Origin of the sequence: Microbacterium sp. (assembly GCF_044508325.1) — a bacterium.
In the GTDB taxonomy this organism is placed as follows: Bacteria; Actinomycetota; Actinomycetes; order Actinomycetales; family Microbacteriaceae; genus Microbacterium.
On record NZ_JBIQHX010000005.1, the window covers coordinates 1 to 22265 of the forward strand.

Annotated in this window: 21 protein-coding genes; 13 read left to right on the forward strand and 8 right to left on the reverse strand. The window is 69.6% G+C overall.

The genetic code is table 11. From position 1 onward, the window contains the following. Positions 1 to 434 precede the first annotated feature (434 nt). Genes dnaK through ACIWQI_RS05555 form a run of 5 tightly spaced genes read left to right on the forward strand, consistent with a single transcriptional unit; the run spans position 435 to position 5869 of the window. The gene (gene dnaK / locus ACIWQI_RS05535; protein WP_396656128.1) at positions 435 to 2318 is read left to right on the forward strand and encodes a molecular chaperone DnaK; all 1884 of its coding nucleotides are present in this window, start codon (positions 435 to 437) and stop codon (positions 2316 to 2318) included. 3 nt (positions 2319 to 2321) lie between these two features. Continuing rightward, entirely contained in the window at positions 2322 to 2981 is a 660-nt protein-coding gene (locus tag ACIWQI_RS05540) for a nucleotide exchange factor GrpE (RefSeq protein WP_396656129.1), read from the forward strand. A gap of 6 nt (positions 2982 to 2987) precedes the next feature. Beyond that, positions 2988 to 3995, forward strand: a complete 1008-nt coding sequence (locus ACIWQI_RS05545; protein ID WP_396656131.1) for a DnaJ C-terminal domain-containing protein — start codon at positions 2988 to 2990, stop codon at positions 3993 to 3995. A gap of 19 nt (positions 3996 to 4014) precedes the next feature. After that, entirely contained in the window at positions 4015 to 4461 is a 447-nt protein-coding gene (locus tag ACIWQI_RS05550; protein WP_396656132.1) for a heat shock protein transcriptional repressor HspR, read from the forward strand. A gap of 37 nt (positions 4462 to 4498) precedes the next feature. Continuing rightward, the gene (locus tag ACIWQI_RS05555) at positions 4499 to 5869 is read left to right on the forward strand and encodes an FAD-dependent oxidoreductase (RefSeq protein ID WP_396656133.1); all 1371 of its coding nucleotides are present in this window, start codon (positions 4499 to 4501) and stop codon (positions 5867 to 5869) included. On the opposite strand, the gene ACIWQI_RS05560 is transcribed toward ACIWQI_RS05555, so the two are convergent. Further along, entirely contained in the window at positions 5828 to 6496 is a 669-nt protein-coding gene (locus tag ACIWQI_RS05560; protein WP_396656134.1) for a Pr6Pr family membrane protein, read from the reverse strand. The genes ACIWQI_RS05555 and ACIWQI_RS05560 overlap by 42 nt on opposite strands. Positions 6497 to 6720: 224 nt before the next feature. Between ACIWQI_RS05560 and fgd the strand changes: the two genes are divergently transcribed. After that, on the forward strand, positions 6721 to 7755 hold the full coding sequence (gene fgd / locus ACIWQI_RS05565) for a glucose-6-phosphate dehydrogenase (coenzyme-F420) (RefSeq protein WP_396656135.1): 1035 nt from the start codon (positions 6721 to 6723) through the stop codon (positions 7753 to 7755). On the opposite strand, the gene ACIWQI_RS05570 is transcribed toward fgd, so the two are convergent. Further along, a complete protein-coding gene (locus tag ACIWQI_RS05570) occupies positions 7685 to 8365 on the reverse strand; it encodes a potassium channel family protein (RefSeq protein ID WP_396656136.1) in 681 nt (226 codons plus the stop codon). The genes fgd and ACIWQI_RS05570 overlap by 71 nt on opposite strands. 69 nt (positions 8366 to 8434) lie before the next feature. On the opposite strand from ACIWQI_RS05570, the gene ACIWQI_RS05575 reads away from it, so the two are divergent. Both ACIWQI_RS05575 and ACIWQI_RS05580 read left to right on the forward strand, forming a co-directional pair. Continuing rightward, the gene (locus tag ACIWQI_RS05575) at positions 8435 to 9526 is read left to right on the forward strand and encodes an AI-2E family transporter (protein WP_396656137.1); all 1092 of its coding nucleotides are present in this window, start codon (positions 8435 to 8437) and stop codon (positions 9524 to 9526) included. Between the two features lie 34 nt (positions 9527 to 9560). Further along, positions 9561 to 11144 (forward strand): MFS transporter, encoded by a 1584-nt coding sequence (locus tag ACIWQI_RS05580; protein WP_396656138.1) that lies wholly within the window; start codon positions 9561 to 9563, stop codon positions 11142 to 11144. A gap of 13 nt (positions 11145 to 11157) precedes the next feature. Here the strand turns inward: ACIWQI_RS05580 and ACIWQI_RS05585 are convergent, their stop codons facing one another. Continuing rightward, positions 11158 to 12561 carry a DUF2252 domain-containing protein gene (locus ACIWQI_RS05585; protein WP_396656139.1) on the reverse strand — a complete coding sequence of 468 codons (1404 nt, stop codon included), beginning with the start codon at positions 12559 to 12561 and terminating at the stop codon, positions 11158 to 11160. 651 nt (positions 12562 to 13212) lie between these two features. Here ACIWQI_RS05585 and ACIWQI_RS05590 point away from each other — a divergent pair. After that, a complete protein-coding gene (locus ACIWQI_RS05590; RefSeq protein ID WP_396656326.1) occupies positions 13213 to 13824 on the forward strand; it encodes a DUF998 domain-containing protein in 612 nt (203 codons plus the stop codon). Then, positions 13817 to 14596 carry a potassium channel family protein gene (locus tag ACIWQI_RS05595; protein ID WP_396656140.1) on the forward strand — a complete coding sequence of 260 codons (780 nt, stop codon included), beginning with the start codon at positions 13817 to 13819 and terminating at the stop codon, positions 14594 to 14596. Before ACIWQI_RS05590 ends, ACIWQI_RS05595 begins: the two co-directional genes overlap by 8 nt. On the opposite strand, the gene ACIWQI_RS05600 is transcribed toward ACIWQI_RS05595, so the two are convergent. Beyond that, entirely contained in the window at positions 14597 to 14977 is a 381-nt protein-coding gene (locus ACIWQI_RS05600) for an SHOCT domain-containing protein (protein ID WP_396656141.1), read from the reverse strand. 46 nt (positions 14978 to 15023) lie between these two features. Then, positions 15024 to 15287 carry a hypothetical protein gene (locus tag ACIWQI_RS05605; RefSeq protein WP_396656142.1) on the reverse strand — a complete coding sequence of 88 codons (264 nt, stop codon included), beginning with the start codon at positions 15285 to 15287 and terminating at the stop codon, positions 15024 to 15026. A gap of 128 nt (positions 15288 to 15415) precedes the next feature. Between ACIWQI_RS05605 and ACIWQI_RS05610 the strand changes: the two genes are divergently transcribed. The 3 genes from ACIWQI_RS05610 to ACIWQI_RS05620 all read left to right on the forward strand — a co-directional run bounded on the left by ACIWQI_RS05610 (position 15416) and on the right by ACIWQI_RS05620 (position 19691). Continuing rightward, positions 15416 to 18001, forward strand: coding sequence for a LuxR C-terminal-related transcriptional regulator (locus tag ACIWQI_RS05610; protein WP_396656143.1), 2586 nt, complete (start codon positions 15416 to 15418; stop codon positions 17999 to 18001). Positions 18002 to 18035: 34 nt separating this feature from the next. Further along, positions 18036 to 19151 (forward strand): AI-2E family transporter, encoded by a 1116-nt coding sequence (locus tag ACIWQI_RS05615; protein ID WP_396656144.1) that lies wholly within the window; start codon positions 18036 to 18038, stop codon positions 19149 to 19151. Positions 19152 to 19259: 108 nt separating this feature from the next. Continuing rightward, positions 19260 to 19691 carry a hypothetical protein gene (locus ACIWQI_RS05620; protein WP_396656145.1) on the forward strand — a complete coding sequence of 144 codons (432 nt, stop codon included), beginning with the start codon at positions 19260 to 19262 and terminating at the stop codon, positions 19689 to 19691. A gap of 32 nt (positions 19692 to 19723) precedes the next feature. On the opposite strand, the gene ACIWQI_RS05625 is transcribed toward ACIWQI_RS05620, so the two are convergent. The 3 genes from ACIWQI_RS05625 to ACIWQI_RS05635 form a co-directional block, all read right to left on the reverse strand. Then, positions 19724 to 20056, reverse strand: a complete 333-nt coding sequence (locus ACIWQI_RS05625) for an SHOCT domain-containing protein (protein ID WP_396656327.1) — start codon at positions 20054 to 20056, stop codon at positions 19724 to 19726. A 25-nt stretch (positions 20057 to 20081) separates the two neighbouring features. Next, entirely contained in the window at positions 20082 to 20501 is a 420-nt protein-coding gene (locus ACIWQI_RS05630; protein WP_396656146.1) for a DUF6325 family protein, read from the reverse strand. A gap of 67 nt (positions 20502 to 20568) precedes the next feature. Then, on the reverse strand, positions 20569 to 22095 hold the full coding sequence (locus ACIWQI_RS05635; RefSeq protein ID WP_396656147.1) for an MFS transporter: 1527 nt from the start codon (positions 22093 to 22095) through the stop codon (positions 20569 to 20571). Positions 22096 to 22265: the final 170 nt, after the last annotated feature.

The following is a 22265-nucleotide window of genomic DNA, read 5'->3' on the forward strand; positions in this document are numbered from 1 at the left end:
GCCGCCGGTGCGGCGGTCAGCGCGAGGGCTGCGGCCGCGGCGAGGGCGCCCAGCATCCTGATCCGCCTGTTCGTCATTCCCATGAGTCGATTCCCTTCCGCGCGCAGCGCGCTGGGTGGGCGGCCGCCGGCCCGAGTGCGTCGGAGGCTGTCGCATGTCAGAGCGTGGAAGAGAGCACCCCCAGCGCGCGCTCCCGGACTGCACCCGAGCGGTTCGGGTGTGGTCCAGCGCGCACATTACTCCGCCGTGCGCCCGGCGTACAGAGTCCCGGGCGCGGAGTGGCAGGATGGATTAACTTGAGCCGCCTCGACTCAAGTTCATTTGACAGTGCGACGGCCCCGGAGTACCCTTGAGTCATCGCGGCTCAACCTTTTCCAGGCTTCGGATCCATCGCCGCGAGAGGACTTCACACCCACAACGAGAGGGATAAGCACATGGCACGTGCAGTTGGAATCGACCTCGGCACGACGAACTCCGTCGTGAGCGTGCTCGAGGGCGGCGAGCCCAAGGTCATCGCGAACGCCGAGGGCTTCCGCACGACTCCGTCGGTCGTCGCGTTCACCAAGGACGGCGAGGTGCTGGTCGGCGAGACCGCCAAGCGCCAGGCCGTGACGAACGTCGACCGCACCATCACATCCGTCAAGCGCCACATGGGCACCGACTGGAAGACCCAGCCGATCGACGGCAAGCAGTACACGCCGCAGGAGATCTCGGCGCGCATCCTCCAGAAGCTCAAGCACGACGCCGAGCAGTACCTGGGCGACACCGTCACCGACGCGGTCATCACCGTGCCGGCGTACTTCAACGACGCCGAGCGCCAGGCCACCAAGGAGGCCGGTGAGATCGCGGGCCTGAACGTGCTGCGCATCATCAACGAGCCCACGGCCGCGGCGCTCGCGTACGGCCTCGACAAGGGCAAGGAGGACGAGCTCATCCTCGTCTTCGACCTCGGCGGCGGAACGTTCGACGTGTCGTTGCTGGAGGTGGGCAAGGACGACGACTTCTCGACGATCCAGGTGCGCGCCACCGCCGGTGACAACCGCCTCGGCGGCGACGACTGGGACCAGCGCCTGGTCGACTACCTGATCAAGCAGTTCAAGGACACCACCGGGGTCGACGTCTCGGGCGACAAGATCGCGCTGCAGCGCCTCAAGGAGGCCGCGGAGCAGGCCAAGAAGGAGCTGTCCAGCTCGGCATCCACGAGCGTGAACCTGCCGTACCTGTCGCTGACCGAGAGCGGCCCGGTGTCGCTGTCCGAGACGATCACGCGCGCGAAGTTCGAGGACCTCACCAAGGATCTGCTCGACCGCACCAAGAAGCCCTTCGAGGATGTCATCCGCGAAGCGGGCATCAAGGTGAGCGACATCGACCACGTCGTGCTCGTGGGCGGTTCCACGCGGATGCCCGCGGTCGCCGACCTCGTGAAGTCGGAGACCGGCAAGGACGCCAACAAGGGCGTCAACCCGGATGAGGTCGTGGCGGTCGGCGCCGCTCTTCAGGCCGGCGTCCTCAAGGGCGAGCGCAAGGACGTGCTGCTCATCGACGTCACGCCGCTGAGTCTCGGAATCGAGACCAAGGGCGGCATCATGACCAAGCTCATCGAGCGCAACACGGCGATCCCCACCAAGCGCAGCGAGACCTTCACGACGGCCGACGACAACCAGCCGTCGGTGGCGATCCAGGTCTTCCAGGGCGAGCGCGAGTTCACGCGCGACAACAAGCCGCTGGGCACCTTCGAGCTGACCGGCATCGCCCCCGCCCCGCGCGGGATGCCGCAGATCGAGGTCACCTTCGACATCGACGCGAACGGCATCGTGCACGTGTCCGCCAAGGACAAGGGCACCGGCAAGGAGCAGTCGATGACGATCACCGGCGGGTCGAGCCTGCCGAAGGAGGACATCGACCGCATGGTGCGCGAGGCCGAGGAGCACGCCGCTGAGGACAAGAAGCGCCGCGAGTCGGCGGAGACCCGCAACCAGGCCGAGACCCTCGCGTACTCGATCGAGAAGCTCATCAAGGACAACGAGGACAAGCTCCCCGCCGAGGTGAAGGACTCCGTGCAGGCGGACGTCGATGCGCTCAAGACCGCACTCGCGGGCGACGACGACGACGCGGTCAAGACCGCGTTCGACAAGCTCAGCCAGAGCCAGCAGCAGCTCGGCGAGGCGATCTACGCGTCGAGCCAGGCGGCGGGTCAGCAGGGCGACCCCGCGGCGACCGACCCGGGCGACGGCGAGGTGCCCAACCCCGAGGAGGACGTGATCGATGCGGAGGTCGTCGAAGAAGAGGACGACTCTTCCACAGAGCAGGGGCGATGACGCATGACGGACAAGGACTTCCCGGAAGTCCCTGACGAGGAGGGGTCGGCGGCGCAGCCCGCCGGCCCCGATCCTCAGACGGGCGCGGGAGACGAGAAGGAATTGACGATCGACGACATCCTGGGCGCCGAGCAGACCGATGAGGCGCTCACCGGCGACGACGGGGTCGATCTGCCGCCCGAGGCGGCGATGTACCTCGCCGACCTGAAGCGGGTCACCGCCGAGTACGCGAACTACCGGCGCCGCACCGAGCAGCAGCGCGAACTCGACCTCGAGCGCGCACGGGGCACGGTGGCCAAGGGCCTGCTGTCCGTGCTCGACGACCTCGACCGGGCCGACCAGCACGGCGACCTCGTCGAGGGCAGCGCCTTCGCGGTGATCGCCGAGAAGATCCGGGCCGTCGCCGAGCGCATCGGCATGGTGACCTACGGGGCCGCCGGCGAGGTCTTCGACCCGCAGCACCACGAGGCGATCTTCCAGCAGCCGTCGCCCGATGTCGCCGAGCCGACGATCCTCGAGGTCGTCGAGATCGGCTACCGTCTGGGCGAGACCGAGCTGCGGCCGGCGAAGGTCGTGGTCGCCGTGCCCGCCGAGGGATCGGCGGGCTCCGAAGACGGCTCGGCAGGCGCGGAGGGCGGCTCGGCGGGCTCGGAGAACGGCTAGGCGGACATGGCGAGTCAGGACTGGTTCGACAAGGACTTCTACAAGGTCCTCGGCGTCTCGAAGGACGTCAGCGCGTCCGACCTGAAGAAGACGTACCGCAAGCTGGCGCGGAAGTACCACCCGGACTCGAACCCCGGCGACGCGAAGGCCGAGGCGACCTTCAAGGAGATCAGCGAGGCGTACTCGGTGCTCTCCGACCCCGAGCAGCGCGCCGAGTACGACCAGATCCGTGCGATGGGCTCGGGCGCCCGCTTCACGGCGGGCGGCCAGTCCGGCGGCGGCGGCTTCGAGGACGTCTTCTCGATGTTCAACCAGGGCCGCGGCGGCACGCGCTTCCAGACCTCGGGCGACTTCGAGGACATCTTCTCGATGTTCGGCCAGGGTGCGGAGCCGGGCGGCTTCGGTTCGGGGCGGTTCGGGCAGCCCACCGGGGGCTTCCGCGGGTACGGCGGCCCGACCAAGGGTGCCGACCTCACCGCCCGCACGACGCTGGACTTCGTCACCGCGGCGAAGGGCGAGACGATCACGCTCCAGGGCGACGACGGCAAGCCGTTCAAGGTGAAGATCCCCGCCGGCGTCGCCGACGGCCAGAAGATCCGCCTGCGCGGACGCGGTCGCCCGTCACCCGACGGGGGCGAGAACGGCGACATCGTCGTGCAGGTCAGCGTGCGCCGGCATCCCGTCTTCGAACGCGACGGTCTGAACCTGCGGGTGACCGTCCCGGTGACGTTCGTCGAGGCCGCGCTGGGCGCGACCATCGAGGTGCCGACGCTCGACGGCGATGTCGTCCGCCTGCGCGTCGCGCCGGGGACGCCCTCGGGCCGCATCCTGCGCGTGAAGGGCCGCGGCATCAAGAGCACCAAGGGCACCGGCGATCTGCTCGCCGAGGTGCAGGTGGCGGTGCCCTCGCACCTGGACGACGCGGCGAAGGCCGCGCTGGAGAAGTTCCGCGAACTCGAGCCCAAGGAGAACCCGCGCGCCGACCTGATGGCCAAGGCCGCGTCCGCGCGCTGATGTGAGAGGAGGGATGCCGATGGCCACCGCCGAGGAGGACCTGCCGCTGTTCGCGATCGCGCTCGCGGCCGAGCTCGCCGGGATGCATCCGCAGACCCTCCGCCAGTACGACCGGCTGGGACTGGTGGTGCCGGGACGCACCCGGGGCGGCTCACGCCGATACTCCGCGCGCGACATCGAGAAGCTGCGCGAGGTCGCCCGCATGTCGTCGGACGGCATGAGCCTTCCGGCGATCGCGCGCATCCTCGAACTGGAGGAGACCGTGCGGCGCCTCCGCCGTGAGGTCATCGAGCTGAGGGAGCGGCTGAAGGAGGAGTCCGAGTACCGCCCGGGCGCGCGCGTGTTCGCCGCCGGTGCGACCGGTGCCGTCGTGACGCTCACCTCGGGCCGCCGGGTGCGGCGCGCCACCGACATCGTCGTGTGGCGTCCGCTGGTGGACATGCCCGACGAAGCCGACGGGCGCTGACGCGTCGCCCGGCCCCCGGCGGTAGGGTGGCCAGATCATGACGATGACGCGTCGCACGCTGCTGATCGGCGGCGGGTCCGGCGTTCTGACGGTGCTGCTCGCATCCTGCATCCCGGAGCCGGCGCCCTCGCCCACGTCGACGCGCACGACGTCGCCGACTCCGCCCCCGACCGCGCTGACGCCCGCCGCAGCGGCGCGCAGCACCTGGTCGACCGACGCGTTCGCACGCGGAGCGGCGAGCTTCACACCGGTCGGCACGCAGCCCGACGCCCGTGAGGCGCTGGCTCAGCCGGTGGGTGATCGGGTCTTCTTCGCGGGCGAGGCCACCAGCGCGAGCAGCCCGGGCACGATGCGCGGCGCGGCGCAGTCCGGCAGACGCGCGGCGGCCGAGGTCGGTCAGTACGTCACCGCCGGCGAGCGCGTCGCGATCGTGGGCGCGGGACTGGCCGGCGCCCACGCGGCGGCGGGTCTGGTCGAACGAGGGGTGACCGTGACGGTGATCGAGGCGCGGGACCGCACCGGCGGCCGCGTGCACTCGGTTCCCGACGGCGCCTGGCCGGTGCCCGTCCAGCTCGGAGCGTGGCTGTTCACGGGAGCGGACACCCAGCTGCGTGCGCAGCTCGACGAGGCCGACATCGACACGGCGGTCCTCGATGTCCCGCAGTGGTCGTCACCCGACGGTGCGGTCGATCCCGTGAGCGATGAGCCGATCGTCGCGGCGGTGGAGCGCGCCCAGGGCCTGCCGACCGACATCTCGCTGGCGCAGGCCCTCGCCGACGCGGGAACCGACCCCGCAGATCCCGACGTCGCGGCGCTGCTCGCGTACGTGGCCGCGATGACCGGTTCCGAGGCCGACACGCAGTCGGCCTGGTTCCCGCCGCGGCTGCCGGTCGACGACGACGCGGCGGCCCTGGGCGATCTGTCGCCCCTCGTGGACGACCTTCTCGACGGCGTCGAGCTGCGCCTCTCGTCGCCGGTCAGCCGCATCTCGCACGACGAGTCCGGTGTCAGCCTGCGGCTCGGCACGGGGGAGTCGATGTCGTTCGACCGCGTCGTGGTCACGGTCCCGCTCGGCGTGCTGCAGGCGGGCGGCATCGAGTTCGACCCCGTGCTGCCGTTCGGCACCCGGGGAGCGATCGGCGCGCTGGGGATGGGGCGGATCGAGACGGTGTGGCTGCGGTTCGACGAGCGGTTCTGGGCGACGGATGCCACGATCTGGCACCTCGTGGGCGGCGAGGCGACCGTGCGCACCTGGTTCAACCTGCTGCCGGCGACGGGGGAGAAGATCCTCGTGGGTGTGGTCGGCGGCGCCGCCGCCGAGGAGTTCGCCGGGCTCGACGACGCGGCCGCGGTGGCGGCGGCGGCCTCATCGCTGGAGGTGCTCGCGCCGGCCGAGCCGGAACCGTAGCGGGTCGAATCTCAGCTGGGTCCGGCTGATGAGCACGATCGCCGTTCCCACGAGCGCGAACAGGGCGAGCGCGACCGTGGCGCTGACGAGGAACTCCGGCAGCTCCACCTGCCTCAGATCCAGGAAGTAGTACGGATACCAGCCCACCTGCGGACCGCGCCACATGGCGCCCAGGCCCCACAGCAGCGGGTAGATCGGCGCGACCGGCACCACCCACCACGGCACCCGGAGGTGTCCCGGCGCGAGGGTCCAGCCGGCGACGGCGAGACCCGGGAGCCAGAAGTGCAGCAGCTGATCCGACCACGGCACGTCGATGCGGATGCCGCGCAGGCCCGCCTGCCACACGATCAGCGCGAACGCGATGCCGCACGTGATCGTCCAGGTCAGCGTCAGCGCCAGGGCGATGGTGAGCCAGCGCGGGTCGCGGTCGCGGCGGAACGCGACGATGCCGGCGATGAGCAGGAGCACGGCGAACGCGCAGTTGGACTGGACGGTGAGATACGCGAAGAAGTTCTCGCCCGCGATCGTGTGCGAGCTGAGACCCCATGCCAGCCGGTGCACGAGTGCGACCGCACACAGGGTCGCCATGCCCAGGCGGATCAGACCGAAGACGGCACGCACCTTCACGGTCGGGCTGTCCCCCTGCCGCGCATCATCCCGTGAGTCTACGGACACTGCGGGTGCCGAACCCGGGGACTCCCGTCGAACCCGAGGTCGTCGACCCGGTGCTCGACGAGAATGCCGTGGCTCGGCATCGACCGGGCCTCGCTGACCGCCGGGCGGCGACGAGGTGCCGCGCGATGCGCCACGATGGGAGGAGGGCCTGTCTGCGGCCCGGGACGGGAGAGGGCATGCTGACACTCGGGTACAAGGCTTCGGCGGAGCAGTTCGGACCGCGGGAGCTGGTGGAGATCGCGGTGGCCGCCGAGGCGCACGGGTTCGAGTCGGTGGCGGTCAGCGATCACTTCCAGCCGTGGCGGCACGAAGGCGGGCACGCGCCGTTCTCGCTGGCGTGGATGGCGGCGGTCGGTGAGCGCACGAGCCGGATCCGGATCGGGACGAGCGTGATGACGCCGACGTTCCGGTACAACCCGGCGGTGATCGCGCAGGCCTTCGCGTCGCTGGGGGTGCTGTACCCGGGGCGGGTGTTCGCCGGGTTCGGCACCGGCGAGGCGCTCAACGAGATCGCGACCGGGTTCGCCGGCGCGGGCGAGCAGCAGTGGCCGGAGTTCAAGGAGCGGTTCGCCCGCCTGCGCGAGGCGGTGCGGCTGATGCGGGCGCTGTGGAAGGGTGATCGGGTCTCGTTCGAGGGCGACTACTACTCGACGCACGACGCGTCGATCTACGACGTGGCCGACGACGGGGTCCCGATCTACATCGCGGCCGGCGGTCCCGTGGTCGCCAAGTACGCCGGCCGGGCGGGTGACGGGTTCATCTGCACGTCGGGCAAGGGGCGCGAGCTGTATGTCGACAAGCTGATCCCGGCGGTGAAGGAGGGCGCGGCGGCGGGCGGGCGCGATTTCGGGGCGATCGACCGGATGATCGAGATCAAGATCTCCTACGAAGAGACGATGGATGCCGCGCTGGAGAACACCCGGTTCTGGTCGCCGCTGTCGCTGTCGAAGGAGCAGAAGCACGACATCACCGACCCGATCGAGATGGAGAAGGCGGCGGACGCGCTGCCGATCGAGCAGATCGCGAAGCGGTGGATCGTGGGCACCGATCCGGACGAGGTGGTCGCCCAGGTGAAGGACTACGTGGACTGGGGGTTCAACCACCTCGTGTTCCACGCGCCCGGTCACGACCAGGAGCGTTTCATGACCCTCTTCGAACGCGACCTCGCCCCGCGCCTGCGCGATGTACCCGCTCGGTCAGTGCCGAGATGAACGCCGCGCTGGTGACGCCGATGACGACGATGCCGCTGAGCATGAGGCCCACCGCGAGCACGCGACCGAACGTGGTCACCGGAGTGAAGTCACCGTAGCCGACCGTGGCGATGGTGCAGAAGCCCCACCAGATAGCGTCGCGCAGGTCGACGATGTTGGCGTGGGGGTCATGCCGTTCGACGAACCAGACTGCCGTCGATGCCGTGTAGACGAACAGCAGCGCGAACGAAGCCACGCTGACGAGGTATCTCGCGCGCTGGCCTGCCGCCCCGAAGCTGTCGAAGAGGGGGAGGCGCCAGAGGTACGCCAGGATGAGGAACGGACGCAGCAGCGGGAGCACCAGTGAGACGAGCTCGTACCACCGGGACCGGATGAAGGCCACGGGTCGCCGGCTGACCGCCATGCGGAGCACGAAGTCCACGATGAAGTGGATCCACAGCCCCAGGATGAGCAACGCCAGCATCGTGCGCAGGTGCACGGGCAGCGAGTCGTCGGCGAGACTCCACACCGACGCGGCGAAGAAGACGACCGAGAGCACGAACATGGGCCACGCGGTGCGCGCCTCCCATCTCTGCACGCGATCGATGGGCTGGGGGCTGTTCCCACTCATGCGGCAACCCTACGAGCGTGGGCGGCGAGCCACAGCGGGTGTCGGGGAAGCCGGCCCTAGCCTGATCCCGTGAAGGCCGCTCCGGGATCGGCGTCGCCCGCGACACTCTCACCCGCGCTGCGGGTGCTGCTCGCGCTGGCGGCCGCGGTGATCGTGCTCGCCGGCGTCTCGATCGCGCGAGACCTGGTCGGCCCGCTGGCGCTCGGGGCGGTCATCGTCATCATCTGCCACCCGCTGCGGCATCCCCTCGAGCGGCACGGCTGGCCGCGGTGGGCCGCCACGACCGCGGTGATCGTGCTGGGGTATCTCATCCTGGCGGTGCTGGCGGCGCTCCTGTTCTACGCCGGGGTGCAGTTCGCTCAGCTGGTCGGCGACTATGCCGGCGAGCTGGAGTCGGCCGCCTCCGACACGCTCGCCTGGCTGCACAGCCTCGGGCTCGACGAGGAGTCGGCCGACGCCGCGGCATCCCTCCTCCAGCCGGCCAACGTCCTCGCGTTCGCCGCGGCGCTGGGCGGCACCGTCGTCACGGTCCTCCTGGCGTTCTTCTTCGTGCTCGCGTACGTGATCTTCATGGCCGCCGACGCCGCGCGGTACGCCCGCGCCGAGGCATCCTTCGGCACCGCCGTCCGCCCCACGCTCGATCGCTTCCGCGCCTTCCACCGCGGCGTGCGCCGGTACTACGTCGTCAACGCCGCCTTCGGCGCGATCGTCGCGATCATCGACGGGCTGGCGCTGTGGGCGCTGGGCGTTCCCGCGCCCGCCGTCTGGGCGATCCTCGCGTTCGTGACGAACTTCATCCCCAACATCGGGTTCGTGCTGGGGCTCGTCCCACCCGCCGTGCTCGCGCTGGTGGTGGGCGGCTGGCCTCTCATGCTCGCCGTCGTCGCGATCTACTGCGTCGTCAATGTGACGCTGCAGGTGATGATCCAGCCGAAGTTCGTCAGTGACGCGGTGAGCCTGAGTCTCACGCTGAGCTTCTTCTCGGTCATCTTCTGGACCTTCATCATCGGCCCGCTCGGAGCGATCCTGTCGATCCCGCTCACCCTTCTCGCCCGGGCGCTGGTGCTCGAGGGCGACCCGCAGTCGCGGTGGCTGCGCTGGCTGTCCGGCGATCGGGATGCCGCGGCCCGGGGTGGACGGATTCTCCCCCGATCCGGGTGATCCGTGTCGCGCGGATCGCTGATTCGCTGGCCGCATGCCCGGTGACCGCGCGGCCGCACCGCCGATGAACCTGCGCTTGGCGATCCTTCTCGCGATGGCGATGTTCGTGCTCGTCGTGGACACCTCGATCATGAACGTGTCCATCTCGGCGGTCGTGCGTGATCTCGACACCACAGCGAGCGGGGTGCAGGGCGCCATCGCCCTCGAAGCGCTCGTCTCGGCCGCGTTCATCCTCATCGGCGGCAAGGTCGGCGACCTGATCGGCCGCAAGCTCGCCTACATCCTGGGTCTGATCGGGTATGCCATCGGTGCGGTCGCGATGACGCTCGCGCAGGGCCTCACCGCGATCATCGTGTTCTGGGCGATCATCGGTGGCGTCGGCGCCTCGCTGCTGCTGCCGTCCATGCAGTCGCTCATCCATGGAAACTTCTCCGGTCCGCACCAGGCGAGGGTGTACGCGCTGGTCGGCGCATCCGCCGCCATCGCCGCCGCGGTGGGGCCCCTGCTGGGCGGGGTCATCACGACGTTCCTGTCCTGGCGGATGGCGTTCCTGCTCGAGGCGCTCATCATCGCGGTCGTTCTGCTGGGAGCCGGTCTGGTCAAGGACGTGCGGTTCACCGGAGAGCGCTCGATCGATCTTGTCGGATCGGCGCTGTCGGTGATCGGCATGGGCGGAGTCGTCCTGGGGATCCTCCTCTGGCAGGAGGGCGGCGGCTACGTCGGCCTCGTCATCGGGGTCGGTGTGCTCGCGCTCGCAGGTCTCGCGTTCTGGCTCGTCCGACGGAAGCGCCGGGGGAAGGCGACCCTGCTCGACCCGGGCCTGCTGGCATCCAAGCCGTTCCGCGCCGGCGTGAGCGGGCAGCTGCTGCAGCAGATCACGCTCGGCGGGACGATGATCGTTCTCCCGCTCTATCTGCAGATGGTGCTCGAGTACAACGCGCTGTGGGCGGGCCTTTCCATCGCGCCGCTCTCGCTCAGCATGTTCGCCGTGGCCCTGACCGCGGGTCGATGGCTGAAGGCCAGGCCCGCCGATGTCATCCTGTGGGGGTTCGGCCTCACCGTGCTGGGTTTGATCGTGCTCGTGCCGATCGTGCCCCGAGCCGACTCCGGCTGGTTCCTCACCGTTCCGTTGATCGTGAGCGGATGCGGGCTCGGGCTGCTGGTCTCCCAGTTGAACAACTACACACTCTCGCCGATCTCCGACGAACGGGTCAGTGAGGCGGCCGCCGTCAACTCGGCGGCGGGATCCTTCGGTCTGTCCTTCGGCCTCGCCTTCGCCGGGGCGATCATGCTGGCGACCCTCAGTCTCGCCTTCACGTCGTTGTCGGACTCCAGCACGGTCCTCTCGGCGCAGGACAAGCAGCAGGTCGCAACGGTGCTGGAGGAGGACGCCCAGCTCGTCTCGAACGCCGGCCTGGCGGAGCTCGTCGCCGACGAACCTGCTGCCGTCGCCGAGGAGATCGTGCGCATCAACACCGAGGCGCGCCCGGTTGCGCTGCAGGTGGCGCTCGCGGTCCCGATCCTCGCCGGAATGCTGGGGATTGCGAACGGATTCCGCATGAGGCGTCTGCCGGATCCGAAGGCATCGCCGAAGGCGGCGGGCTCGGTCTTCGACTGAGCAGCGCGATCGGTCAGGCCGTGGCCGGTTCGGCGATCCTGCGATGGGAGCGGAACAGTTCCCAGTCCGCCCGTGAGAGCGCTGCGTACGCGTAGCTCCACGCCAGGATCGCTTCGGCGGCTCTGCCGCCGCGGCCTACGTATCCGGCGACCGTCGCAGCGTCCGGGGATTGGCTGTGGGCCCTGGCGAGGGTGGCGGCGCATGCATCGGCGTACCAGAGGAACGCCTCGTCCTCGAGGGTGTCCATGTCGAACCCGCCCTTCATGTCGTGGAACTGGCGCACGTAGAACGCGCGATCCGTCCCCTGCGCGTCGACGCCGCGAAGATGCCCGAGGAACGGATCCGACACCGCCTGCAGGACGCGCTGCATCGCGACCACCCGTCCTCCGTCGCCGAACTCGTCGATGTACTGACTCACAGCAACCGGCTGGGACGCGCCTCCGTAGCGGATCAGGACGCTCGTGCCCGCCTCCTTCGCCTGCAGCAGCAGCGCGTTGTCGTCGCCATCCTGGAGCCCGAGGAGATAGCAGCGTGTGCCGACGCTGCCCACTCCGACCACGCGTCGTGCGACGTCGGCGATGGCGTAGTTCTGCAGCAGGACCCGGATGTCCACCGATGCCGACCTGACGTAGTCGCCGTAGACGTCCCCAACGCGCGTGGCGACCGCACGGTCGACCCGGGTCATCGTCGGCGGCGACTCGACGAACTTCAGTCGCCCGCTCTTTCCCATCGTCGTGAGGCGCTTCGCCGCCAGCGCGCCGGTGTGCTTCTCCGCATTGCGGATCGCGTGCCGCAGCGCCCGCCGCGACTCCGGATCGGCCGCTGCCGCGGCCACCGCGTCGAAGCGGTCGTAATAGCGGCGCAACGGCCCGCGCTTCACAGCATTGTGCAGTCCGCGGGCGTAGGTCACCACCGCGCTGCGGGCGGCGCTGGACACGAGGCCGTCGTCGCGCGAGGTCGACTGGCCGGCGATGACGATGCTGGTGACAAGGCGCTTCAGATCCCACTCCCACGGCGCCCACGCCGCCTCGTCGAAGTCGTTGAGGTCGAAGACGAGCGTGCGCTGAGGCGAGGCGTAGAGGCCGAAATTCGAGACGTGGGCGTCGCCGCACGACCCGACGGTCAGACCGGTGTGCGGCGATCGGGCGAGGTCGGCCGCCATGAGCCCCGCCGTGCCGCGGAAGAAAGCGAACGGGTTCGCGGCCATGCGCTCCGCGCGGATCGACACGAGCTCGCGGAGCCGGTCGGCGTCCTGCTCATCCAGGATGGCCATCGGATCGCGGCCGTCGGGCACGAGGTCCGCCAGCGCGTCCCGGGGAACCTGCTTGCGCACCGCCCGTCCGGCAGCAAGCTGATCCCGCAGCGACGGGGGTGCCTGCCGACCGGGTCGGGCGGGCTCTGATTCCAGCGTTGTCATGCGCCGAAGTCTGCGTGACACGGGATCTGCAAGCACCATGCTCGGGGGGTGAGATCCGCCCTTCGGAGGGTGAGATCGTCGCGGATTCCGCTGCCAGGCGGGCGGCCTGCGGATACTCTGCTCTCGCGCGGGCCTGCGCATCGCCGCGAACCGGAGGCGGCAATGACCGACATCCCTCTTGATCCCCTCTCGCCGAGCTCGGACACCGCGGCCCGGGGGGTGCGCCACCGGGCACCCAGCGCTCGGTCGGTCGAGACGCTGACGCTTCTGGTGGGCGCGGCCGCCTTCGTGCTGGCGGCGCTGGCCGCACTGATCTCGTTCCGCCTCCAGCCTGCGCCCATCGCCGGTCCGGGCTCGATCGGCCAGTTCTCGGCGATCGCCGCGGCGATCGCCGCCGCGCTCGCGTTCCTCGCCGGACGCCTCGTCGTGCACAGCCGCGCCGATCGCGGATCGCTGCGGGCGCTCGACGTCCTGGACATGTTCGCGCTTGCGATCGCCCATGCCGTGATCGCGCTGCTGGGCTGGACGCTTGCCGCGGCGATCCTCGAGCAGGCCTTCATCGGGGCGCAGGTGTTCCCGGTGCCGGTGATCGCGTTGGCCGGCGCAGCGTGCGCCGTCACCGCATACGCCGTGTTCGTGTCGGCGACGCACATGGATCTGCCGCTGCTGGCCGTCGTCCTCGCGGTGTTCCTGGCCGTCGGCCTCCTTGCGAGCATGGTGGGATCCAGCGATCCGGACTGGTGGGTCGACAACCTGAGCGCGCTCGGGATGACCACGAGCACGTCGGCGCGGGCGTTCAGCATCACGCTGGTCGTGGCGGGGTTCATCATCACGACCCTCGCCCGCTATGTGACGCGTGATCTTCCGACGACCGATGCGCGCGGAGTCGCCGGCGTGCGGGTGTGCCTCGTCCTGGTGGGTCTGTTCCTCATGGGAGTCGGCGTCTTTCCGGTGGACACCTTCTTCGGCATCCACACGGGAGCGACCATCGCTGCCGTCGTCAGCTACGGTGTGCTCGTCTTCCGCATGCCGGCCTGGCTGCCCGCCATGCCGAGGACCTTCCTGGTCGTCGGATGGCTCTTCCTGGCGATCACGCTCGTGCTGGTGGCCTTCTTCTTCGTCGGGTACTACACGCTCACCGCGGTCGAGCTGGTGGCGGGCACCCTGGTGTTCACCTGGCTGATCCTCTTCATCCGGAACGCGGCCGCCGCACAGCTCGACATTCGGGGGGACGCGCAGACCGGCGCGGTCGACCGTGGATGAACAGCGCTGGCATCGGCTGACGGCGGCGGCACTGGTCGTCGCGTCACTGGTATACCTGATCGCCTACTCGTGGCGCGTGATCGGCGATCTGGCCGGCGTCGCCTGGAGCGTTGCGACGTGGGCGATGCTCGCCACGTGGGCGATGTTCATCGCCGACTACATCGTCCGGCTGTGCCTCGCCGATCATCGCGCCGTCTGGTTCCGCCTGCATCTGGGCGCGCTCGCCTTCGCGCTGGTGCCGGTCCTGCGACTCGTGCAGCTGCTGCGGGTTCTCACCTACATCCCGGCACTGCGAGGGACGGCGGGCGCCCTGCTGCGCACGAAGATCATCGTCTACAGCAGCGGCGCGACCGTCGTGCTCGTCTACATCGCGTCGCTGGCCGTGCTGGACGCCGAACGGAACGCGCCCTCGGCGACGATCGTGTCCTTCGGCGACGCGGTCTGGTGGTCGTGCGTCACGGTCACCACGACCGGCTTCGGCGATCTGGTGCCGGTGACCGGATCGGGGCGGCTGATCGGCGTCGGCCTGATGCTGGGTGGGGTCGCCCTGGCCGGCATCCTGACGGCGACGCTGGCCTCGTGGATCGTCGAGCGCGCGTCCCGGAACGACGACAGCGCGGAGCCCGCGACGCGCGGGCAGCTGCGTGCCCTCATCGCAAAGGTCGACGCGCTCACGCAGCCTCCGGCCGAGGGGTGCGGAGAGCCGCCCACCGCGCCGACCGCCGCCGCGCCGGCCGGTGTCGAGCCGGGTGAGGCCGTGCAGGGACGCTGATCAGGCGAGCGACTTCGCCTTGAGGGCTTCGAACTCGTCGCGGGTGATCGTGCCGTCGTCGAACAGCGCCTTCGCCTTGGCGATCTCATCGGCGGCGCTGACGACGGCGCCGGCGGTGGTGCGGATGTACGCATCCTGCTCCCCGCGCATGCGCGCGGCGTGCTCGAGCGTGCGCCGCTGCATGCCCGACCCGCGCGCGATCAGATACACGAGCGCGGTGAGGAACGGCACGAAGACGAGCAAGAGGATCCACACCGCCTTCAGCCATCCGTTGACCGAATCGTCGCGGAAGAGGTCGCCGATGATCGAGAACAGCACCATCAGATAAGAGAAGAACACGAACAGCCAGAAGAACCAGGCGATCCAGCTCCAGAGATCCATTTGCGCACCAATCGCTCGTCGGCCGACCGCAGTGTCCGCCACTGCGTCAGGATCCCGGTGAACCGTCCGATCCCGCGTCACCCGGCTCGGGTGAGACATCGTCGTCCTGTGTCACGCGATTGATCGAGACCACCTCGACGTGGAACCGCTCGAACAGATCGAGCAGCCCGAACAGCTTCGCCTGGTCGGGAACCGGGCCGACGATGTGCGTGATGCCGGCTTCGGTTCTCACCGAGAACTCCGGCAGCGTTGCGATCAGGTCGCGTCCCAGGCGCCCCTGGACGATGACGTCCACGATGTGTGAAGCCATGACAGATCCCTCGCCCCGGGGGTGTGTTCCGGTCCTGTGGGCAGTCTCCCCCGCAGGTCTCGCGCTCGCGTCACCCCGGTGGGATGATTCGAGGCAGTTCCCCTTCAACAGCTCAGAGAGATCGCACGGTGGAACGCCGACGACGCACCATCCCCCCGCACGCAGTGGACCGGCCGGAGCTGCGTGCGCAGCTGGACGCCGGCATGGACTCTCCGCTGTCGCTCGTGATCGCCCCGGCGGGCGCAGGCAAGTCGGTGCTGCTGTCGCAGTGGGCCCAGGCAGCGGGGGAGGATCGGCCGGTGGCACTGCTGGAAATCTCCGAATCGGATCGCGATGCATCGGTGTTCGCGCGCCGGCTGGTCGAGGCGGTAGGGGAGGCCGCCGCCGGCTTTCGCGCGCCCGCCGCGCCCGTGGAGACAGGCGGCAACCGGCTCGGCGGTGCGTTCCTCGAAGACCTGGCAGCGGGGCTCGCCGATACGGGGCCGTTGATCGTGATCTTCGATGACGTGCACTGGCTGAGCGGGAGCTCGGTGCTCGACGACCTCTGGCGGCTGGTCGACCTGCTCCCGCCGGGTGCGCACTTCGTCTTCTCGTCACGGATGGACCTCCAGCTCGGTTGGAGCAGGCATCGCCTGCAGCACAGCCTCGTCGAGATCCGGCAGCGCGAACTCGCGTTCGACGCCGCGACGACCGCGCGCGTACTCGGCGCCATCACCGGTAGCGCAGTCGATGAAAGGATCGCGACTGCAGTGACCGCGCACACGGAAGGGTGGGCGGCGGGCGTTCAACTGACCGCGCTCAGCCTCCGGTTCAGTCGCGATCCGGAACGCATCGTGAGCGTGCTCGGCAGCGACGAGCGGCTCGTCGTCGACTATCTCTCCGAACAGGTGCTCGGCGCGCTCGAACCTGACAGACGGGCGGCGCTGATGAAGATCGCGGTGGTCGATGAATTCTGCGCCCCACTGCTCGACGCGATCCTCGGCGGCGCGGGTGCGGAGGCGATCGCGGAGCTCGAGCGCGAATCGATGTTCGTGCTTCCTGTCTCCGAGCGACCCGGGTGGTATCGGTTCCACCGACTGTTCCGTGACATCCTGCTGCTGCGACTGCGTGCCCACGATTCGCAGGCGGAGCCCCACGCGTTGGTATCCGCCGCACAGTGGTGCGAGGCGGAGGGCTTCGAGGAGAAGGCGATCGCGTACCGGCTGCGAGCACGCGACTGGGACGGCGCGATCGACGGCGTCCTGCGGCTCGGCCGGGACCTCTACGGCGATACGCGGATGGCGGCCGTGGTGGGTTGGCTCGACCAGGTTCCCGCCGGGGTCCGGTCCAAGCGTCCGGCTGTCGATCTGCTGCTCGCGATCGCACAGGGCATGAGCGGGCAGGCGCAGATCGCGGTGGACGAGCTGCGTGGCATCCTGTCCGAGCGCGATCTGAGCGCCGGCGAGCGCCAGGCAGGCACGGCCTATCTCTCCGCATTCGTGCAGTTCGTCCCACACGCGGAGGACTTCGCCGATGCGGCCCGCCGTGCGCTCGTGATGCTGCGGGACGAGCCGCACGTCGAGTTGCCCGACCTGGTCGGATTGACGACGCGCCCCCTTCTGATCGCGGTCGCGCAGGTCTCGCTGGGGCGGGCTCTGATGCTGCTGGGCGACTTGGACTCGGCCCGGCGGATCCTGCGGGACGCGCTGAAGGGTGAGGGCATGGCCTATCGTCCCTACCGGGTGCACGCGCTCGGGTCGCTCGCGCTCGTGGAGGCACTGTCCGGCAGGCTGGTGGTGGCGGCCGGACTCGCCGATGATGCGCTGGTGCTGACAGAGGAGTCCGGCCTGCGCGCGCACCCGGCCCCGGCGGACGCGTACCTCGCCCGCGCTGTCGCGGCGATCCGGCGCGGCGAGCCGGATGCCGGGTCGCTCGCGCTCTCGGAGGGCGTGGCGCGCGCGGCGGCGAACAACCGCACTCAGCTGCTCTGGCTCGCCCACCTCGCGTCGCAGATCATCGATCCCGATGCCGTGGGAGCGGAGACGCCAGATGCTGGGCCGCCGCCGCCCTTCGTCCGAGACGCCCTCGTCGCGCTGGCGATGAGGCATGCGCGGCTGCGCGGCGCTCCGCAGCATCCGCCGGTGTCGACGCGCTCCTGGTCGCTGATCGCATTCGAGGAGGTGGCGGGACTGCTGGCGCTCGGCCAGCCGACGGCGGCCCGCGCTCGACTCGCCCAGCTGGACGAGGGCACGGGCGATGCGCCCACGACTGCGGTCGAATGCGAACTGCTGCGGGGCTGGACCGCCGCTCTCGACGGCCGTGGTCAGCAGTCCCGCACACACCTGCAAGCCGCCCTCGCCATGGCGGGGCCCCACCGCCTCGTCTCGCCGTTCGTGCAGGCCGGCCCGGATGTCGCGGAGCTGATCGATCAGCTCCCCGGAGCGGCGGACGACTTCCGGCGCCTGGTCGTGTTGCGCGGCCGGGCGCTCGGGGCGATCCGCCGGCAGACGCTGGTCGACAAGCTCACGCCGCGCGAACTGGAGCTGCTCGCCTATCTCCCCAGCCGGCTCACGTTCGCCGATATCGCCGCGCACAGCTTCGTGTCCATCAACACGGTGAAGACGCATGTCGGCCACATTTACCGCAAGCTCGGTGTGACCGGCCGAGACGCCGCGATCGAGCGCGCTGCCGAGCTCGGACTGATCGACCCGAACGAGATCGCCCGCGTCGGATGACGCGGTGCCGAAGCCCGGCGGCCAGCATGACAGGATGGCCGACCTGCCTGGGAGACCTCACGCCGATCCAGCACTCCGAGGGCGGCGCGGGATCGCCGCAATCGCGGCTGCGATCGACAAGCCGCTTGTCACCGGTTTCCTCGTCACGGTGGGCGTGCTGGGCGCGCTGCTGCTGGGAAGCGCGTTCACGTCGATCTCCACGATCCTGCTGTCGATCGTCCTCGCGCTGTTCCTGGCCCTCGGCCTGGACCCCATCGTCCGCCTGCTGGAACGCCATCGCGTCAAGCGCGGTGCGGGCATCGCGATCGTGTTCGGTGCGTTCGTGCTGCTGTTCGTCGGATTCCTGGTCTTCCTGCTGCCTCCGGTGCTCGCCCAGGTGGGCCAGCTCGTGCAGAGCATCCCTCGTGCCGTCGCCGGCGTCCCGGACTCGGAGTGGTTCGCCCAGCTGAATCCCGACAGCCAGGCCGCTGTGCGCGACGCGCTCGATCGGCTCGCCGAATGGATCTCGAGTCCGTCGACGATCGCGCTGCTCGGCGGCGGCGTGCTCGCCGTCGGCATCGGCATCGTGAGTGCTGTCTCGGCCGGCTTCGTCGTGGTCGCACTGACGCTGTACTTCCTGGCCTCGATGGAGGCGATGAAACTCGCCCTGTACGCGCTGGCGCCCGCGCACAGCAGGCCACGCCTGTCGGAGCTGACCGAGCGGGTCACCTCTTCGGTGGGCAGCGCTCTCATCGGGTCGGTGATCCTGTCGTCCCTGAACGCGGCGACGGTCTTCGTGCTCCACCTGCTGATCGGACTACCGTTCCCGGCGCTGATGGCCGTGATCGCCTTCGTCATCACGCTCATCCCGCTGTTCGGGTCGGTGATCTTCTGGGTGCTGGCCACCGCTCTGGCCCTGTTCTCCAGTCCCGTGCAGGCGCTTCTGTTCGCGGTCGCCTATCTCGTGTACATCCAGCTGGAGTCGTACGTGATCAGTCCGCGTGTGATGAACCGGGCGATCTCGATCCCTGCCGCCCTGGTGTTGATCGGCGCTCTGGTGGGCGGAACGCTGATGGGGGTGATCGGCGTGCTGGTCGCACTGCCGATCATGGCGTCGATCCTGCTGATCATCCGCGAGGTCGTGGTGCCGCGTCAGGATCTCAAAGTGTGAGGCGCAGGTTCATCCGACAAGGGTGATCCGCGCGCCCTCTCGACCGTCGTAGCGTCACGGACATCACGCGGCACCGCGTGTCCGAACGGCGGAGCCTGAGGAGGCAGCATGAGCATGAGCACGAACACGAACACACGCACAGGCTGGGTCGGCTGGGTCATCTTCGCGGGTGTCGTGCTGGTGATCGCCGGCCTGTTCAGCGCCATCCAGGGTTTCGCGGCTCTCATCGGACCGAACGACTACTACCTCGTCGCAGGCGGCTCGGTCTGGCTGCTGGATGTGAACGGCTGGGGCTGGTGGAACCTCATCATCGGCACGCTTCTGGTCCTGACCGCGGTCGCGCTGTTCGCGGGGCAGACCTGGGCGCGCGTCGTGGCGATCGTGCTCGCGGTGCTGAACGCGGTCGGCCAGCTCCTGCAGATTCCTGCCCAGCCCTGGTGGGCGATGATCGTCATCGCCGTCGACATCCTGGTCATCTACGCGCTGACCGTGCACGGCCACGAGCTGCGTCCCCAGGCCTGGGACGAGGGCGCAGCCTGAGCCGATGAGAGCTCGAGCCGCCGCTCGAGGGGTCAACTCAGCAGCGACGCCTTGGCTGCGGCGAACTCGTCATCGGTCAGCACCCCCTGCGAGTGCAGTGTCGCCAGCTGGGTGAGCTGGGTCATCAGGTCCGCGGGGGCCCGTGCGGGCGCCGGCGGCGTCGCGGGGGGCGGCGCCGCCGCGACCGCCTGTGCGGCCGCGGCCTGCATGGCCGCGGCCTGCTGCTGGGCTTCCCAGGCCTGTGCCTGAGAAGCCTGATCCGCCCGATCCTGCTGACGCGCGGCGACGCGGCCGGAGACCGCTGTTGCGGTGCCGGCGACCACGGCCGTACGGGCTGCGAGTCCGATCAGGCCGGGCCTTCCCATTCTGCCGAGCATCCTGTCCTCCTCGTCACGCGGCGTGAACGTCCAGATAGGCATTGACGAGCGGCGCCGGAACTCCCTGGCGCGCTGCGACGAAGCCGCCCGCATCGAAGAGCCGTGCGGCGAACCGCTTCGCCCACAGCAGTTCGACCACCAGCACAGCGGCCGAGGCCCCGGGTGGGACAGCCGCCGCCAGTGCGTCGATGTCGTCGTCCGAGGCCAGGCCCGGAAGCGTCAGGGCGGACACGCCGTCGGCGTCGGCGCTGTTCGACACTTCCATCACCGACAGGCTGCCGGCGCGGTCGCGTGCGACGAAGACCAGATCGAGGAGGTTCACGATGCCCTCCGCGACGAGATCGTCGATCGCCTCCAGCACCTCTGGTCCCGGGTGATCACCGTCGAACCCGATCAGGTAGAAGTCGATCGGGCCGTAATCGAATTCGGTCATGATCACAGGGTTCCGGCACGGGGATCTGCAGTCGTCATCCCCGGCGGGTGATCCCGCCGCGGGAGTCTCACTTCGTGACGGCGGGGTGAGCGTCGGCGGCGCCCGAGGCCGTGGTGGTCAGCGTGTGCAGAGGTGCGGCCGCCGAGGCCGCAGCATCCTGGAGTGTTCCCCGCGCCATCCGATGGCGCTTCAGGAGCATCGCCATCACCACGCCGGCGACGCTGAATCCGGCCATCACCCACGACGCCGCCGCCAGTCCCGCCGCCAGCGCCTCGGACATCGCCGCGCCCTCCTCTGCGCGCCGACCGATGACCGACGCATTGATCGTCGCCACCAGTGCGGTCGCGACCGCGGCTCCCACGTAGCGGGCCATGTTGGAGACACCCGAGGCGGATCCCACCTGATTCTGGGGCACGCACGCGGTGGCAGCTGACGAGGAGGGGCCGTTCGACAGGCCCATGCCGACGGCGATGGCCACGAGGGGCAGCACGAAGGCGAGATAGTTCCACGACGCGTGCACGAAGCCGAGCACACCGAATCCGATGGCGGTCACGAGGAAGCCGAGGCCCACGACCTGGCGACCGCTCGTCTTGGCTGCGAGCTTGGGCACGAGGGGGGCGATCAGGACCAGTCCCACCGTGGCGGGAAGCAGCGCCAGTCCCGCCTGGAACGCGGTCATGCCGAGGGCATCCGGATTCTGGAAGTACAGACTGAGCAGGTACATGAGTCCGTTGATGGTCCCGGCGCCGATGAGGATGGCGACCGTCGAGGCGACGAGCACCACGTTGCGCAGCAGCGCGAGATCCAGCAGGGGGACCGTGACCCGCTTCTCGACGAAGACGAACGCGAATCCGCTGGCTACCGCGATCAGCAGGCACGCGATGGTCGGCACCGAGAGCCAGCCCCAGTCAGCCCCCATGCTCATCGCCAACACGATGGGGCTCAGGGTCAGCGCCACCAGCAGCGCCCCCAGATAGTCGATCGATCGCGACCGCTGCTCGTCGCGAGACTCCGCGACCGCACCCCAGGTGACCAGAACGCAGATCAGCGCCAGAGCGGCATCGATCCAGAAGAGACCCTGCCAGCCGGTGACATCGACGAGGACGCCGCCCACGAGCGGTCCGGCCGCCGCGCCGACGGCGGCGGCGGCCCCCCACAGCGACACTGCGCGCAGCTGCTGCTGACCGTGATTGGCCACGGCCAGCAGACTCAGCCCGCACGCGAGGATCGTCGCCCCCGCCGCCCCCTGGATGATCCGCCCGATGATCACCGCAAGGCCTGACGTCGACAGCGCGATGAACACGCACGACACGATGAACAGCAGCAGGCCGAGCTGGAACACGCGCTTGCGGCCGAACACGTCCCCCAGCCCGCCTGCGGTGACGATGACCGCGGCGCCCATGAGCGAGTAGCCGGTGACCGCCCACTGCAGCGTGTCGACGGAGGTTCCGGTGTCGGCGCTGATGGCGGGAAGGAGGATGCTGACCGCCGATGTGTTCGCGTTGACCACCAGCGTCGAAAGGCAGGTGACAAGGAGCACCGCCCCTGCCCCGCGCGAGGTTGTGGCGGTCGCGGCGGACGATTCAGCTGCCATCAGCATCCTCCGGATCGGTGGATCTTCCCCGCCGGCATCCTCGGCTGGAGCGTCCCGGCCGTCATCATCCCGCGCGGGTGATTGCGGTGGGGGGTGACCTGTACGCCGCCGTCAATATCACCCGCCCCGGACGATGCCGCGTGCCCACCGATGGCTAGCTTCAGGATCAA